Annotated in this window: 10 protein-coding genes; 8 read left to right on the forward strand and 2 right to left on the reverse strand. The window is 72.8% G+C overall.

The features are described 5' to 3' along the window. Positions 1–476 precede the first annotated feature (476 nt). Complete coding sequence (locus ACIF9R_RS15690; RefSeq protein ID WP_399979629.1) at positions 477–1361, reverse strand: fructosamine kinase family protein; 885 nt, start codon at positions 1359–1361, stop codon at positions 477–479. 173 nt (positions 1362–1534) lie between these two features. Continuing rightward, on the reverse strand, positions 1535–2557 hold the full coding sequence (locus ACIF9R_RS15695; RefSeq protein ID WP_399979631.1) for a LacI family DNA-binding transcriptional regulator: 1023 nt from the start codon (positions 2555–2557) through the stop codon (positions 1535–1537). A 138-nt stretch (positions 2558–2695) separates the two neighbouring features. Between ACIF9R_RS15695 and ACIF9R_RS15700 the strand changes: the two genes are divergently transcribed. The 8 genes from ACIF9R_RS15700 to ACIF9R_RS15735 all read left to right on the forward strand — a co-directional run bounded on the left by ACIF9R_RS15700 (position 2696) and on the right by ACIF9R_RS15735 (position 16963). Continuing rightward, a complete protein-coding gene (locus ACIF9R_RS15700) occupies positions 2696–4000 on the forward strand; it encodes an ABC transporter substrate-binding protein (protein ID WP_399979634.1) in 1305 nt (434 codons plus the stop codon). Positions 4001–4010: 10 nt separating this feature from the next. Further along, positions 4011–4967 (forward strand): carbohydrate ABC transporter permease, encoded by a 957-nt coding sequence (locus ACIF9R_RS15705; protein ID WP_399979636.1) that lies wholly within the window; start codon positions 4011–4013, stop codon positions 4965–4967. Next, positions 4964–5782 carry a carbohydrate ABC transporter permease gene (locus tag ACIF9R_RS15710; protein ID WP_399979638.1) on the forward strand — a complete coding sequence of 273 codons (819 nt, stop codon included), beginning with the start codon at positions 4964–4966 and terminating at the stop codon, positions 5780–5782. Before ACIF9R_RS15705 ends, ACIF9R_RS15710 begins: the two co-directional genes overlap by 4 nt. Next, a complete protein-coding gene (locus ACIF9R_RS15715; RefSeq protein WP_399979641.1) occupies positions 5779–8160 on the forward strand; it encodes a glycoside hydrolase family 3 N-terminal domain-containing protein in 2382 nt (793 codons plus the stop codon). The genes ACIF9R_RS15710 and ACIF9R_RS15715 overlap by 4 nt, the downstream gene beginning before the upstream one ends. A gap of 346 nt (positions 8161–8506) precedes the next feature. Beyond that, on the forward strand, positions 8507–10117 hold the full coding sequence (locus ACIF9R_RS15720; protein WP_399979644.1) for a TIGR02677 family protein: 1611 nt from the start codon (positions 8507–8509) through the stop codon (positions 10115–10117). Further along, positions 10117–11454 (forward strand): TIGR02678 family protein, encoded by a 1338-nt coding sequence (locus ACIF9R_RS15725; RefSeq protein ID WP_399979647.1) that lies wholly within the window; start codon positions 10117–10119, stop codon positions 11452–11454. The genes ACIF9R_RS15720 and ACIF9R_RS15725 overlap by 1 nt, the downstream gene beginning before the upstream one ends. Beyond that, the gene (locus ACIF9R_RS15730; RefSeq protein WP_399979652.1) at positions 11451–15668 is read left to right on the forward strand and encodes a TIGR02680 family protein; all 4218 of its coding nucleotides are present in this window, start codon (positions 11451–11453) and stop codon (positions 15666–15668) included. The genes ACIF9R_RS15725 and ACIF9R_RS15730 overlap by 4 nt, the downstream gene beginning before the upstream one ends. After that, positions 15665–16963: a TIGR02679 family protein gene (locus ACIF9R_RS15735; RefSeq protein WP_399979655.1), complete on the forward strand. Its 1299-nt coding sequence runs from the start codon at positions 15665–15667 to the stop codon at positions 16961–16963. Before ACIF9R_RS15730 ends, ACIF9R_RS15735 begins: the two co-directional genes overlap by 4 nt. Positions 16964–17222 lie beyond the last annotated feature (259 nt).

The following is a 17222-nucleotide window of genomic DNA, read 5'->3' on the forward strand; positions in this document are numbered from 1 at the left end:
CGCCGGGTGGTGTAGCCGATCAACGGACCGGACTCGCAGGTCACGCCGGGTACGTCGAGCGGCTGGGGCACTCCCGGCGCCTGACCGGGCCGCTTCGCGCGCCGCGCCGACGTGGAGATCACCGCGAGCCGGGTACCGGAGGGCGAAGCGCGTGATCGCCTACACCGCCTCGCAGGACGCGACCCGCCGTTGCCGGAGTTGCTGCGCGGGCCCGGATACCGTCCATGCAACCTGAGGGAGGTCCGCGCGCGGATGACGTACGCCCGCCGCACGCGCGAGCCCTCCGCCGGTGCACTCGTGCGCCACGACCTGCCGGGACAATAGCCCCGAAGCGGTACAGTCGGTGACGCCATTTCCCGGTCCCGGTCCCCGTCACCCCCTGCGGAACCCGGACCGGCGTCGCGGGGTGGCGGTCCGGCAGGTCACTCGGCCCGAGGTGAGGGCCGTTGTCGGCCGGCGGGGCAGGATCTTCCCGGTCAGGGGCGTCGGCGGAACGGAGCGAGGGTGGCGCGGACGGCGTCGGCGGCGCCCCAGTCGGGCTCGAACTGGGCGATCACGGCCAGGTGTTGGCGGAGCTGGAGGATCGGCAGGCGGGCGCGCCAGTCGCGGTCGAGCCCGGTCAGTTCGGCGTACAGGTCGAAGAACACCTGTGCCTCGGGCGGCGGCGCCGTCGTCCACAAGTGGGCCAGGTCGACCTCGGCCCATGTGTACGACACGGCAGGGTCGATCAGTGCGGGCCGTCCCTCGGGAGTGGCCATGACGTTCTGTGCCCACAGATCGCCGTGCGTCAGGCACGCGGGCCCTACCGGCAGCAGTTCGGGCAGCCGGTCGCACAGCCGCTCCAGCGCCTCCCGGTCCGCGCGGTCCAGTGCCACCTCGACACGGGGCTCACTCAGCCAGCGCAGCAGCCGGTGCCGGGCGAAGAACGCGAACCCGTCGTCCTCCCACGTGTTGATCTGCCGGCGACGGCCCAGCCAGTTGTCCCGGTGCCATCCGAATCGAGGCTTGCGGGTGGTGGTGTGCAGGTGTGCGAGCGCATGCGCGAGGCGCTCCCAGAAGGCTTCGGTGCGTGGCCGGGGCCGGAGTTCGGACAGCACGAGCAGGTCGCGGTCCGCGAGGACGACGTCGGGTGTGGCGACTCCGCCCGCCTCGCGCAGCGCGGCGAGCCCTTCGGCCTCCGCGGCGGAGACGTCGCCCGGCGACGGCTCACCGAGCATCTTGGCGAACACCGTGGTGCCGTCGCCGCGGCGTGCGAGCCCCGCGGTCGCGGCGAGCCCTCCCGCAGCCGGCTCGACCGCGACGACATCGTGCAGACCGGCCGCGTGCAGTCGGGAGAGCAGAAGAGACATCGGTTCCGTCACGCATGTCCTCCTCAGGGGTGGCGGCCAGGGGAAAGGGAGGCGGTACGCGTCGCCGCCCGGCACGCCGTGCTCAGGCGGGGAGGGCCGGGCGGGCCGGACCCACCACGCCGTGGTCCGGCCCGTCCGGCCCGCCCGGCCCCCGCAGGTCCGGCGCGACCGCGAGCCGCCCCGCCTCACGCCCCCTCGTACCGCGCCGTGCTCTGCCGCACCACCAGATGCGTCGCCAGCTCTATCCGCTGGGCCGCCGTGCCCGGGTCGTCCGGGCGCAGGAGCATGCGGGAGGCCTCCTCGGCCATGTGGCGCAGGGGCTGGTGGACGGTGGTGAGGGGCGGGCTCGACCACTGGGCCAGGGGGACGTCGTCGTAGCCCACCACCGACAGGTCCTCCGGCACGCGCAGACCCGTGACCCGGGTGGCCTCCAGGACGCCGAGCGCCTGGAGGTCGCTGCCCGCGAAGATCGCCGTCGGCCGGTCGGGGCCCTTGAGCAGGTCCATCGCGTGCTCGAAGCCGCTCTGGACGTGGAAGTCGCCGAAGCGCATCAGGTGCGGGTCGGGCGTCAGGCCCGCCATCGCCATGGCCGAGCGGTAGCCGTCGAGGCGGGCGAGGGAGCAGAGCATGTCCTCGGGCCCGGTGATGATGGCGACCCGCTCGTGACCGAGGTCGGTGAGGTGGCGGGTGGCGGCGAGCCCGCCGGCCCAGTTCGCGGAGCCGACCGAGGGGACGTCGGGGTCGGGGTCGCCCGCCGGGTCGATGACGACGAAGGGTATGGCCGCCGCCCTGAGCTGGCGTTTGATGTCCTCGGGGAGGGTGGAGAAGACCAGCACGACACCCAGCGGCCTGCGTTGCAGCACGCCCGGGAGCCACTCCGGCGCGGGTGTGTGCCGGGTGCCGCTCTCGGTGAGAACCACCGTCGCGCGGTTGTCCTTGGCGACGTTCTCCACGCCCCGGATCAGCTCCATCGCCCAGATGCTCTCCAGCTCGTGGAAGACGATCTCGATGAGCGGGGAGCGGGACGACGGCTGGGCGCGACGGCGGTAGCCGTGGGCGTCCAGCAGGCGTTCCACCTTGGCCCGGGTGGCGCGGGAGACATCCGAACGGCCGTTGAGGACCTTCGAAACTGTCGGCATCGAAACGCCGGCCTCTTTCGCCACCGTCGCCAGGGTGACCCTGCCGCTCACCTCATCTTCTTCGTGCATAGACGCAGGATACGGCACCGCGCGTCGATAACGGTTTGGGTGAGTACGGTTTCGACCGTTGACCGAAACACTCGTCTGACCTACTGTCCAGCGGCATGGACTTTCGGTGATGGGGCCGAAACTTTCGAAAGGCGAACGATGAAGACACGTGCGCGCTTGGCCAGACTGGTCGCCTGCGGTGCGACGCTCACCCTGGCAGTGACCCTTTCGGCCTGCGGCGGCGGGGACGGCGGGGCGTCGGCAGACGACGGCAAGATCCATATCCTCGTGTACGGGGACGCCACCAACAAGGTCGAGAAGCGAATCGTCGACACCTTCAACAAGACGTCCGACGTCAAGGCGGTCCTGGACACCATCCCCGGTGCGGACTACCAGACGAAGCTGCAGACCATCATCAACACCCCGCAGGCCCCGGACGTCTTCTTCAACTGGGGCGGCGGCAGCATCAAGCCGTTCGTCAAGGCCGATCTGCTGCTCCCGCTGGACGACTTCATCAAGAAGGACCCCGGCCTCGAGAACAACTTCCTGCCGTCCGTCTTCAACAACGCCGTCGTCGACGGCAAGCCGTACGGCGTCCCGATGCGCGGCACCCAGCCCGTCCTGCTCTTCCACAACAAGACGGTCCTCGACAAGGCGGGCGTCAAGCCGCCGAAGACCTGGGACGAGCTGCTCGACGCGGTCGGGAAGCTCAAGGACGAGGGTGTCACGCCGATCGCGCTCGGCGGTGGCGACGTCTGGCCCACGCAGATGTGGTTCCAGTACCTCTACGACCGGATCGCCGGACCGGAGCTGCTCCAGAAGGCCCTCAAGGGTGACAAGAGCGCCTGGGAGAGCGCGGACAGCAAGAAGGCCCTGAGCATGATCAGGGAGCTCGTCGACGCGGGCGCCTTCGGCAAGAACTACGACTCGGTCAAGTACACCAACGGCGGCTCGGTCGCGCTGCTGGCCTCGGGCAAGGCCGGCTTCGAGCTGATGGGCTCCTGGTACTACTCCCAGCAGCTGACGGACCACGCGGACTTCGCCAAGGAGGGCCTCGGCTACTCCACCTTCCCGACCGTCGCGGGCGGCAAGGGCGACCCGGCCAACGTCGCCGGCAACACCAACAACTACTACTCGGTGCTGAAGAAGACCAAGCACCCCGAGGCCGTCGCCGAGTTCCTGAAGCTCATGTACTCCGATGACTTCGTCAAGGCGCAGCTGGAGGTCGGCAACCTGACCACCACCACCAACACCGACAAGTTCATCGACAAGGCGGGCAACCCCGAGTACTCGCGCTTCCAGTACGACCTGGTCGCCGACGCCCCCTCGTTCCAGCTCTCCTGGGACCAGGCGTACCCGCAGAAGTCGGCCACGGACATGCACAAGGCCATCCAGCAGTTCTTCAACGGACAGCTCGACGCGGACGGCTTCATCAAGGCCATGCAGGCCCTCCCCACCGAGTGACGAACGGCTCATGACCACAAAGATCACGAGCGCCCGGCTCGCCGCCGGCCCCCGCAAGGGGGCCCGGCGGCGGCCGCCCGCCTCCTCCGCAACCCAGGTCGGCCGTCCCGGCTTCACCTGGGCGCTGCCCGCCGCAGTGTTCTTCGCCCTCTTCGCGATCGTCCCGCTGATCATGGTGGCGGTACTGTCCTTCATGACCTGGGACGGGCTCAGCTCGCCCGAGTTCGTCGGCATGGACAACTGGTCGCGCCTGATGGACGACCCGGTGATGTTCCAGAGCATCTGGCTGACCCTGCTGCTGACCGTGCTCGGCGTGGCCCTCCAGACCCCGCTGAGCATTCTGCTCGGCGTCTGGGCCGCCGGACACCAGCGCAACCGGGCCGTGCTGTCCGCCATCTACTTCATCCCGCTGCTGCTGTCCGCCACGGCCGTCTCCGTGCTCTGGCGGGCGCTCCTCGACCCCAACTTCGGCATCCCGGCCGACGCCACCTGGCTGTTCGGCGACGGCAACCTGTTCGGTGAACAGGCCACCGCCATCGGAGTGCTCGCGTTCGTCAGCACCTGGCAGTTCACCCCGTTCCACACGCTGATCTACCAGGGCGCCGCCCGCGCCATCCCCCAGGTGCTCTACCAGGCCGCGGAGATCGACGGGGCGGGCCGCTACCGGCAGTTCTTCCACATCACCCTGCCGCAGCTGCGCAACGCGATGATCACCTCGATGATCCTGATGATCGTCGGCGGTCTGACCACCTTCGAGACGGTCCTCATCCTGACCCAGGGCGGACCCGGCACCGACACCACCATCAGCGCCTACTACATGTACGACAAGGCGTTCAAGAGCTTCGACTACGGCACCGGTTCCGCGATCGCCCTGGTCCTGGTCATCGCGGCCACGATCATCTCGCTGATCGTCGTCCGGGTCTCCGGCTACGACAAGATGCGCAGCACCATGGAGGGTTCGTCATGAGGCGCCGCCCCAACTACCTGGCCGGCGCCGGCTCGCTCTTCTGGCTCTTCGTCGTCGGTCTGCCGCTGTACGTGCTGCTCGCCGCGACGCTGCGCACCCGCCAGGACTACGCCGAGAACGGCCCGGTCTCGATCCCGGACAGCTTCACCCTGGACAACTACACCGGCGCCTTCGAAGCGGGCTTCGACCAGTACTTCTTCAACACGCTCGTCGTCACCGTCTGTGTGATCGGCATCGTGCTGGCGCTGGTGCCGCCGCTCGCCTACGCGATCGTCCGCAGCCGCGGCCGGACCACGTCGGCGATCTTCCGGCTGTTCCTGCTCGGCCTCGCCATCCCCGCCCAGGCCGTCATCGTGCCGATGTTCTACCTGATCAGCGAAGCCGGGCTGTACGACAACCTGCTGGGCGTCATCCTGCCCACGGCCGCGTTCTGCCTGCCGATGTCGGCACTGATCCTCAGCGGTGCCATGCGCGACATCTCCCCGGAACTGTACGAGGCCATGGCCATGGACGGCGCCTCCCCGCGGCGCATGTTCTTCCAGCTCGTCCTGCCGCTGTCGCGGGGCGGACTGTCCACCATCGTGGTCTTCTCCGCGCTCCAGGCCTGGAACGGCTTCCTGTTCCCGCTGGTCCTGACCCAGTCCGACTCCAGCAAGGTCGTCACCCTGGGTCTGTACAACTTCCAGACAGAACACGGTATCGACATCCCCGGTCTGCTCGGAGCCGTGGTGCTGTCCATGGTGCCCATCCTGCTCGTCTACCTGTTCGCCCGTCGTGCCCTGGTCCAGGGGCTGATGGGTGTCGGAGGAAAGTGACTGCCGACGTGGCCGTAGAGACCACCCCCGAAACCCCCCTCTGGAACGACCCCGACCAGCCCGTCGCCGCGCGGGTCGACGCCCTGATCGGCGCGATGACCCTGGACGAGAAGATCGCCCAGCTGTACGGCGTGTGGGTCGGCGCGTCCGCCAACGGCGGTGAAGTGGCCCCGCACCAGCACGACATGGAGGAGGCCGTCGACCTCGACGCGCTTCTGCCCACCGGACTGGGCCAGTTGACCCGCCCCTTCGGCACCGCACCCGTCGACCCGGCCCTCGGCGCGCTCTCCCTGCTGCGCACCCAGTCCCGTATCACCTCGGCAGGCCGCTTCGGCATCCCCGCCGTCGCACACGAGGAGTGCCTGGCCGGCTTCGCCGCCTGGGGCGCCACCGCCTATCCCGTCCCGCTCTCCTGGGGCGCCACCTTCGACCCGGACGTGGTGCGCCGCATGGCCGCCGCCATCGGCCGCGACATGCGCTCCGTCGGCATCCACCAGGGACTCGCGCCCGTCCTCGACGTGGTGCGCGACGCCCGCTGGGGCCGGGTGGAGGAGACCATCGGCGAGGACCCGTACCTCGTCGGCACCATCGGCACGGCGTACGTCCAGGGCCTGGAGTCCGCCGGGATCGTCGCCACCCTCAAGCACTTCGTCGGCTACTCGGCCTCCCGCGCCGGACGCAACCTCGCGCCCTCGCCCATGGGCGCCCGCGAGCGGGCCGACGTCCTGCTGCCGCCGTTCGAGATGGCGATCCGCGAGGGCGGCGCCCGCTCCGTGATGCACTCCTACACGGACACCGACGGCGTCCCCGCCGCGGCCGACGAGAGCCTGCTGACCGGACTGCTCCGCGACACCTGGGGCTTCGACGGCACCGTGGTCGCCGACTACTTCGGCATCGCCTTCCTCAAGACCCTGCACGGCATCGCGGGCGACTGGGCCGATGCCGCGGGCGCCGCGCTGCGGGCCGGCGTCGACGTCGAACTGCCCACCGTCAAGACCTTCGGCGCGCCGCTCGCCGAGGCCGTCACCGACGGCCGGGTACCGGAAGCGGTCATCGACCGCGCCCTGCGCCGCGTCCTCGGCCAGAAGGCGGCGCTCGGCCTGCTCGACCCGGACTGGGACCCGGTGCCGCCCGCCCTCGACGGCGCCGACCTGGACGACCCGGACGCCCTGCGCGGCCGGATCGACCTGGACGGTCCGGAGAACCGTGCCCTGGCCCGCGAGATCGCCGAGAAGGCGGTCGTCCTGCTCACCAACGACGGCACCCTGCCGCTCGCCCGGCCCCGCCGCATCGCCCTGGTCGGCCCCAATGCCACCGAGGGCACCGCCGTACTGGGCTGCTACTCCTTCCCCCAGCACGTGGGCGTGCAGCACCCGGACGTCCCGGTCGGCATCGACCTGCCCACCCTGCGGGACACCCTGGCCGCCGAGTTCCCCGACGCCGACATCACGGTCGCCCGCGGCACCGGCGTCGACGACGGGGACCTCACCGGCATCGGTGAGGCGGTCGACGCGGCCAGGAAGGCCGACATCGTTATCGCCGTACTCGGCGACCGCGCGGGCCTGTTCGGCCGCGGCACCAGCGGCGAGGGCTGCGACGCGGACTCCCTCGCCCTGCCCGGCGCCCAGCAGCAGTTGCTCGACACCCTGCTGGACTCCGGCACACCGGTGGTGACCGTCCTCCTCGCGGGCCGCCCGTACGCGCTCGGCCGGGCCACCGCCGAGTCCGCGGCGATCGTGCAGTCCTTCTTCCCCGGAGTGGCCGGCACCCACGCGATCGCCGGAGTCCTCAGCGGCCGCACCGCCCCCTCCGGACGGCTCCCGGTCAGCGTGCCGCGCGGCCCGGGGTCCCAGCCGACCACCTACCTCGGCGCCCGGCTCGCCCAGGCCAGCGAGGTGTCCAACATCGACCCGACGCCGGCGTTCGGCTTCGGGCACGGCCTGACGTACACGGAGTTCGCCTGGAGCGACCTCGCCGTGGACACCGAACAGGCTCCGACCGACGGCGAGTTCACCCTTGCCCTCACCGTCCGCAACACCGGTGACCGCGCCGGCACCGAGGTCGTCCAGCTCTACCTCCACGACCCGGTCGCCTCCGTCGTCCAGCCGGTGCAGCGCCTCGTCGGCTACACCCGGGTGGAGCTGGAGCCGGGCGAGGCCCGCCGGATCCACGTCACGGTTCCGGCCGACGTGGCTTCCTTCACCGGCCGCGCCGGCCACCGGATCGTCGAACCGGGCGCCCTGGAACTCCGCCTGGCCGCCTCCAGCACCGACGCGCGCCTGACGGCGAACGTCATGCTGACCGGCCCGGAGCGCCGGGTCGACCACACCCGCCGCTTCCACGCGGCGTTCAGCCAGGAGCCGGCTGCGGAGGGATGAGCCGGTTCCACCGAAACACGACCGGCCCGGACCCGCACGCGCGGGTTACCGGGCCGGCCGTGTGCCGCACTGCCTTCCGGCGCGGGCCCGGACGGGCAGCGGCCGGTTCCGGCCCGCCGTCGTGTCCTGCCGTCCAGTCCTGCCGGATGCGTCGGATGCCTGCCCTGTCTGGACCGGCAGGCGTCCGGGGCGGCGGGCGTCCGGATCGCGGCACGGCCCCTGATCTCTGACCGGTCCTGAGAGAAGAGGATCGACCATGATCGTATGTGATCGAATATGACGCATGCCGGGTCGGTCCTCGCCACCCCATTTCGCGCTGTCAGTGGCGGTCCGTAGCCTCGACGGTGTGGAGGGGAAAGAAGGAGACGCACCCAAGGGGCGGGAAACGGACGCGGAGGACTGGCAGCGGCTCAGCGCGTACGCCTACCTCAGCGCGCCCGAGCGCCTGGAGTACATCGCGGTGATGCGCGTGTTCTGCGGCACACTGCTGGCGGACCTGTCCGTGCCCGACCTGATCGGCAAGCTGGCCGAGCGCGGCGGCCCGGGGACGGTACCGGACGCGGAGACGCTCACCCGCAGGCTCGAGGAGCTCGTGCGCTGGGGCAACCTGCTGCGCAGCACCCACACCGTCAGGGCGACGAGCATCTCCGAGTACCAGCGCTCCCGCTCCCGCTACCAGCTCTCCAAGCTGGGGGAGCGGGTGCAGCGCGACGCGGACGAGGTGCTGTCCGGGGCGGACGCGGCCCGCGAGGTGAGCAGCGAGCTGCTGGCCCTGGTCGACCGGGGTCTTCGCGAGATCGCCGCCATGGCCGCGACACCGGGCGGCGCGGACCCGCAGCAGGCACTGGAGCGGATCAGCACCCTCTTCGTCCAGTTCACCGGCTTCGCCGAGTCCGTCCGCGACTTCTACGCCTACCTGGGCCAGGTGCTGGCGCGCTACGACCTCGACTCGGCCGAGTACCAGGGGTTCAAGGAACTGCTGCTCGACTACGTGCAGGCCATCACCGAGGACGTCTCCTTCCGGGCCCCGCGCATCGCGGCCCACCTGGACGCCGTCCGACCCCACCTGCCCGCGCTGCTCGCCCGGATCGACGAGCACACGGCGGGCATCGGAACGCTCGCCGGCGGACTGCCCGAGACCCGGGTGCAGCGCAGCCGCGGCCGGGACCTGGCGGACTGGGAAGGACTGCGCGAGTGGTTCACCACCGGCGGAGCGCACTCCAGCCAGGTGGACCAGCTGCGGGACGCCACCCTGCGCGCCCTGCACTCCCTCCTCGCCAACGCCAAGCGGATGCTGCGCTCGGCCTCGGGCGAGATGTCCCGCCGCAAGGACCTGCTGCGACTGGCGGCCTGGTTCGACTCGGCGGAGCCGGAGGAGGCCCACGACCTGGCGGTCGCCGCCTTCGGCCTCTACGGCGCGCGGCACCTGGGAGTCGCGCCGAACCCCGACCGGTCCGTGCCGGCCTACGTGAGCTGGTGGACCGGACCCGTGGTGGACGTGCCGGTGGCGCTGCGCGAACGCGGCAGCCGGGCTCCGCGCGGACGCGCGGCGGCGGCCGAGGACCACTCCGAGCAGAAGCACCGCCTCATGGAGCAGGCCCGGCAGCAGGCCGCGGCCCGTCAGTCGGCGGCCGACGAACTGCGCAGCGCCTCCGGCCGGTTCGACCAGGTGCGCCTCGGCGCCCCGGCCATGCGCCTGCTGCTGGAACTGCTCACCACCGCCCTCGGCAACGCCCGCCTGCACAAGGACGCGGGCGACTTCCTGCTCGACGGCGCACAGGCGGCCGACGCGGACCTCGGCATCCGGCTGACCGCGTGGCGCACGCCCGGCCTGTCCACCGTCCTGCGGTCCGTGGACGGCGACCTGACCACGGACGACCTCACCGTGACCGTCGAGACCACGTCCGCGCCCGCGGTGGGGGAGCCGATGCCCGGGGCACGGGAGGCGAGCGCCTGATGTCCCTGCCCTCCGCCCATGACGTAGCCCTCGCGGCCGAGCGCCGCACCGCCGCCCGGCTCCTGCTGGCCCACCCGCTGGTCACCAGCACCGGACCGCACAGCGACACGTTCCCCCTGATCCGCCGCCACGCCGACTGGCTCGCCCAGCGCTTCCAGCAGGTGTTCGGCTACCGCCTGCTGGTCGAGGCCTCCTACGCCCGGCTGTTCAAGGCGGGCCTCGGCCCCGGCTCGGGCCACCCTCTGGAACGGCCGTCGACCGGCACGCCGTTCACCCCACGGACATACGCCTACCTGGCCCTCGCCCTGTCCGTCCTCGTCACCGCACCGGAACAGCTCCTGCTCTCCCGGCTGGTCGCCGATCTGCGCGCCGCGGCCGTCGACGCCGGCATCGACGTCACCGACACCGGACGGCAGGCCGAACGGCGGACCCTGGCGGCCGCCCTGCGGCAACTCGTCGACTGGGGCGTCCTGGTGGAGACCGAGGGCCAGGTGGCGGCTGTCGCCGAGGAGCGGGCCGGGGAGGCACTGCTCACCGTGGACCGCGACATCGCGCGAGCCGTCGTCGCCGGCCCGCTCACCCAGAGCCGCGACGGGGCGGACCTCGTGCGCCGGGCCGCCGACCCCGGCTTCGGAGGGCCCCGTACGTACGTCCGCCGGCGCCTCGTCGAGACCCCCGTCGTCCACCTCGACGACCTCACCGACGCCGAACGCGAATGGCTGCGCACCCGACAGCGGCGCGAGGCACAGGCCTTCTCCGAACTGCTCGGCCTGGAGGCCGAGATCCGCGCCGAAGGCATCGCCCTGATCGACACGGACGACGAACTCACCGACCTCCGCCTCCCGGGCACCGGCACGGTCGCCCAGGCCGCGCTGCTCCTCGTGGAACGACTGGTCGAGCGGCTGCGACCCGAGGACCCGGGCCATCCGGCGGTCGGCGGCCGGCTCGTCATCGGCGTACCCGTCCCGGACGGGCTGCTGCCCGGCCTGCTCGACGAACTGATCGAGGAGTACGGCAGACGCGGCACCTGGCAGCGCGGCCATCTGGAGGACCGGGACGGATTCCTCGCCGCCGTACTCGACCTCCTCGTGAGGATGCGCCTGATCGCACCCGCCGGACCGGTCCGCGCGGACGGCCACGGCGTGCCCGAGGAGTACGACGGGACGACGGCCGACGGCCGCTCCGTCACCGACGTCTCGGGCGCACGCGGCCAGGACCCCGCCGGCGGTGGCTGGATCCTGCTCGCCGCGGCTGCCCGCTACGCCACCACGGTGGCGCTCACCCCGCGTACCGCCCCGTCCCCGACGGACGACCCCGGCAAGGAGCCGCCCCGATGAACCGCCCGCCGTCCCCGCACCGCTACCGACTGCACCGCGCGGGCATCCGGAACGTGTGGCAGTACGACCACCAGGAGTTCACCTTCGGCGAAGGGCGCCTGCTACTGCGCGGCAAGAACGGCGCCGGCAAGTCCAAGGCCCTGGAGATGCTGCTGCCCTACCTCCTCGACGGCGACGCCCGCGCGCTGGACGCCACGGGAACCGGGCGCACCACCCTGGCCTGGCTGATGCTCGACGGCTTCGCCCGGACCAACCGGCTGGGCTACCTGTGGCTGGAGTTCGCGCGGACGGACGAGGAGGGGGGCGAGCAGCACCTGACCGTCGGCGCGGCCGTCAGGGCATCGCAGTCGACCCGGACGGCGAAGCCCTTCTTTTTCACCACCGGGCTGCGGGTCGGCGAGGACCTCGACCTCGAACCCGCCGGCCAGCCCCTCCCCGTGGACCGGCTGAAGACGCTGGTCGGCCCGGAGAACGTCACCGACCGCGCCGTCGAGCACCGGGCCAGGGTCGCCCGTGACCTGTTCGGCCTCACCGACCCGGCGCGCTACCGCAACCTGCTCCACCTGCTGCACCGGCTGCGCCGCCCCACCATCGGCGACCGCATCGACTCCGGCGGACTCGTCCAGGTCCTCGCCGAGACCCTGCCCGGCCTCGACGACGAGGTCGTGGAGAAGGTGGCCCGCAGCCTGGACGACCTGGACTCCGTCCGGGCCCACCTCGGACGCCTCGAACGCACCGACCGGGCGCTGCACGCCTTCCTCACCGGCTACCGCGGCTACCTCCATGGAGCGCTGCGCCGCCGTACGGACCGGGCCGACGCGGAGCTGGAGCGGCTGAGGAAACACCGCAGAGCCGCGGACGACGCGGCCCGCACGGTGCAGGAACTCCGCGGACGTGAGCGGGAACTCGACGCCCGCATCGACCACCTCGTGGCGGAGCAGGACGCGGCCGGGACGGACCTGTCCGCACTCCACGCGAGCGCCGGCTACCGCAGCCTGCGGGAACTGGGGGAGAAGCGCGCCACCGTCACCGCCCTGCACAGTGCGGCCGACGCAGCGTTCCGGGCCGTACGCCAGGCACACCTGGGCGAGGAGGAGGCGGGGCGGCGCCTCACCGCCGAGGCCGGGCGGCTCGGCGCGGAGCTGGTCGAACTGAGCACCGCCCACGCCGAGTCGGTACGGGAAGCCGAGCGGGCCGGGCTGGACCCCGTGCACCTCGGGGAGCCCGTCGCGACACCGGTCGCGCCGGTCGCACCGGCCACCACGGCCCAACTGACGGCCCCGGACGGCGACTTCCACCTGATCCGGCACGGTGAGGTGCTGGCGGTCGACACCGGAATCTGCACCACCGCGCTGCAAGCCTGGGACGCCCGGCTCGACGCCGCACAGCCGGTGATCAGGAACCGGGCGCGCTTCGTCACCGAACTGGCCGCCCTCATCGAACGGTCGGACGAGGCCCGGCGCGAGGCGGACGCGGCCGACGCCGCACGCGAGCGCCTGGAGGCCCAGGTGGAGCACGCCCGCACCCGGGCGGAGCAGCGCCGGCAGGAGACGGCCTCCGCGTCGGAGGCCTACGCGGAGGAGGCCGGAGCGTGGGCCGGGCGGCTGCGCGAGCTCACCGGGCTGCCCCTGGACGAGGTGCTCGCCCCGCTCGCCCACGACCCGTCCGAGGGACCCCTGCCCGCCCGCACCCCCGACGAGGTGGTGGAGACGGCCCGCTCCGTCGTGGAACCGTGGCTGGCGGACCTGGGCGAGGAACGCGACACTCTCTCCCTGGCCGTGCGCGCCCTGGAGGCGGAACGGGAGGACCTCCGCCGCCGGCACGCGGAATGGGAACGCCGCACCGACCCCGAACCCCCACCCCCGCCGCACCGCGCGGCTCCCCGTACCCCCGGAACCGGGGCGCCCCTGTACCGCCTGGTGGACTTCGTCCCCGGCCTGCCACCGGACGCGCGGGCGGGTCTGGAGGCCGCGCTGGAGGCGAGCGGCCTGCTCGACGCCTGGGTGCGCGCCGACGGCACGGTCCTCGACCCGGCCACGCACGACACCCTCCTGATCCCGGGCACCCCGGTCGCCGGGCCGTCGCTCACCCGCGTACTGCGGCCGGTCGCCGCACCGGACAGCGGAGTGACGGCGGAACAGGTCCGGCGCGTACTGGAGTCGGTGGTCCTCACCGAGGGCACCGCCGATCCACACCCCGACGCGGACACCGGCGCGCGGACCACGGCGAGGCCGCGACCGCACACCGCGGCCGGCACCGACGGCTCCTGGCGGCTCGGCATCGCCCGCGGCCGGCACCGCAAGCAGGCCGCCGAGTACGTGGGCGCGGAGGTCCGCGCGGAGACCCGCCGCCGGGCCCTGGCGGACCTCGACCGCCGGCTGGCCGACGCGGACGCCGCGCTGGAGGAGCGCCGACAGGCCCTGCGCGTGCTCACCGAGAACCGCGACCGGGTCGGCGAGACCCTGCGCAGACCGCCCTCCGCGCGCGGACTCACGGACGCGTGGGCCCGTACCGCCGAGGCCGAGGGCACCGTCGAGTCCGTCACCGCACAGGCGTCCACGGCGGCGCGCGAGGCACAGCGGGCACGGGCCGGCGCGGTCGCCGCCCGGCGCGAGACCGAGGCGACGGCGAGCGCCCAGGACCTGCCGACGGACCCGGCCGCACTCGCGACGGTCCGCCTCGCTCTGGACCGCCTCGGACGCGGCACCCAGCACCTGCGGCGGCGGTTGCGCGCGGTCCTGGACGCGGCCGAAGGCCACCGCGACGGCCGGACGGACCACGAGCGCGCCGTCGCGGCCCGCCGGGAGGCCGAAACGGACTACGCCGAGCCACTCGGCCGCCTGGAGACGGCCCGCCGCACCGTCCGGGCCCTGGAGGAGGCCCTCGGCGCCACGGAGCAGCAGATCCTCGCCCACGAGGCCGAGGCGAAGCGCCGCCTGGACGCCGTGGGACGCCAACTCCCGCGCCTGCGGGACGACCGTGACGAGGTGCACGACCGGCGCGTACGGGCGGAGGAGGACGACAGGAAGCGGCGCGAGACCCTCGCCGCCCAGGAAGAAGAGGTGCTGGCCTGCGGCAGACGACTGCGCACGGCACTCGCGCTGCCGGGTCTGCTGCGCGGAGCGGGGCTCGACGCCGACGCGGACGAAGGCGCCCTGAAGTCCCCGGACCCCGTCCACCACGACGTGCGGGAGCGCGTCACCGCACTGGACCGGCTGACCGGCGCCGTGCGCCGCGGCCTGGACGCCGAGCGCCACGACCTCTCGGACACCGCCCTCCTCAACCGCCACACCGAACTGCGAGACCAGCTCTCCGGCGGCTACGACGCGACCCTGGAGGAACACGACGGCATCAAGCTGTGCCGGCTCGTCAACGACCAGGGCCCGAGCGACGTCGCCCAGGTCGGCGCGCGCATCGCGGCCGAGGCCGCCGAGGCGCGCGACCGCCTCACGGAACGCGAGAGCGAGGTCTTCCAGCGCTTCCTGGCCGGAGAGCTGGGCGACCACCTGTCCGCACAGGTGCTGGCCGCCGGCGCCCTGATCACCGCCCTCAACACCACCCTCGCCACGGTCCGTACCTCGCACGGCCTGGGCGTCACCCTCGACTGGAAGCTCGCCGACGGGGTGGAGGCGGACGTCAAAGCGGCCGTCGACCTCCTGCGCAGCCCTTCGGGCCTGCGCACCCGCGAGCAGTCCGAGCAGCTCCGGGACGTCCTCCAGCGCCGTATCGAGGACGCCCGCCGCGCCGACCCGGCCGCCGGTTACGCCGCCCACCTGCGCACCGCCCTGGACTACCGCGGCTGGTTCACGTTCACCCCCTGGGTGGTGGACGACGCGGCACCCGGCAGCCGCCGCAAGCTCTCCGGCCGCACCGGCCTGAGCCAGGGCGAACAGCGGGTCCTGTCCTACCTGGTCCTCTTCGCCGCGGCGGCGGCGCACTTCACCGGCCTCGCCGACGCCGCCCCGCACGCCCCCCGCCTGATCCTCCTCGACGACGCGTTCGCCAAGGTCGACGAGCCCACCCACGCCCGCCTCGGCCGCATCCTGGTCGATCTGGACCTCGACTTCGTCCTCACCAGCGAACGCCTGATCGGCAACTGGCCCGACGTACCGTCCCTCCACATCTACGAGTGCCTGCGCGACCCGCACGTACGGGGCGTCGCGACGCTCCACTACACGTGGAACGGACGGCAGCGGAGACTGATGCCGGTATGAGCCGCCCCGGACGCGTCGGCGAAGGCCGCCTGGACGCCGAGACCCTCGCCTTCCTCACCCGGCCGGGCCTCACCCGCCTCTGGACGGCCGTACGCACCCGCCTCGAACGCCAGGGCCTCCAGCCGACCGGCACCATGAGACTCCGGCACCTGGACGCGCAGGAACGCGAGGCACTCTCCCTCCTCCTGGCCCGACCGGTCACCGGCCCCACCGCCACCGTCCGCCTGCCGGACCTGGACACCCGCCTGCGCGCCAGCGCGGCCGGCCGGGGCCTGGCCGCGACCCTGGAGGCGCTGGGCCCGCCCCTGACGGACCGCAGAGCGCTCCGCGACGCGGCGGCGGCCGAACGGGCCCGCGTCTGGTCCACGGCCCGGACCGAGCTGGAATCCACCTCCCTGTCGTCCCAATCCTGGACGGCACAGTGGCTGGAGGACCTCCGACGCGGCGGCACCCTCACCCGCCAGGACCCGCACACCGCGACCACGGTCGTCACCCAGGCGATCCGCACCCTGGCGACCCTCTTCCCGGACGGCGACGCACACCCCGCCCGCACCTCCTGGGGCCGCGGCGAACTGGCCACCCGAGCCACCGGCTCCGCCCACGGCCTGGACGACAGCACCCTGCTGTCCCGGCTGGTTCTCCGAGGCATAGCCCTGGCGCACGACACGGAGTTCCCCACCGACGCCCCCACCCGCCGCGCCCTGTGGCGCACGGCCTCGGTCACCCCGGACGAGGTCTCCAGCACGGTCCTCACCTACGGCCTGCGCCCCACCGGCGGCACCTGGCGGGAGACGGCCCTGCTCGACCGCGCCGACCACCACATGGAGACCCACCTGACCCTGCGCGACCTGCGCACCCTTCACCTGACGATGCCACCCGGCACCCGGGTCCACGTCTGCGAGAACCCCCGCGTGGTCGAGGCCGCCGCCGACGCCGCCCGCACGGCACCCCTGGTCTGCACCGCGGGCAGCGCGACGACGGTCGTCCTCACCCTCCTCGACACCCTGGCGGCGTCCGGCTGCACCTTCGCCTACCACGGCGACTTCGACTGGCCCGGCATCACCCTCGCCAACCGCATCACCCGGCGCTGGGCCGCCGAGCCGTGGCGCATGCGCGCCCGCGACTACGAGTACCTGGCGACCCGCACCCGCCTGCACGGCACCCCGCACCTCCCTCTCACCGGCCCACCGGCGGAAGCCGCATGGGACCCGGAACTGGCCCCCGCCATGCAGGCGTTGGGCATCGCCCTGCACGAGGAGGCGGCGCTGGACCTGCTCCTGGAGGACCTCGGTTGAGGCCCGACGAGATTGCCTCACACGTCAATGGTGTTCCGGGCACGCTCGACGAACTGGCCGCGCTTCGCTGCCGCATGGTTCAGGTAACGTCTGATCCGCCGGGACTCGCCCTCGGGCACGCCAGCGTGGGCGCCCGGGCTCTGCCCGAGCGTCTTCCGGACCCCGGCGTGTGCTCGGGCCAGGTGACGGACCGGCCACGGCCGGTGCGGCGGGCGTCGAAGTACGCCCTCATGCCATGGGCGGACACGGTCACCCTCCC

Source organism: Streptomyces sp. NPDC086080 (assembly GCF_044540255.1).
GTDB lineage: Bacteria > Actinomycetota > Actinomycetes > Streptomycetales > Streptomycetaceae > Streptomyces.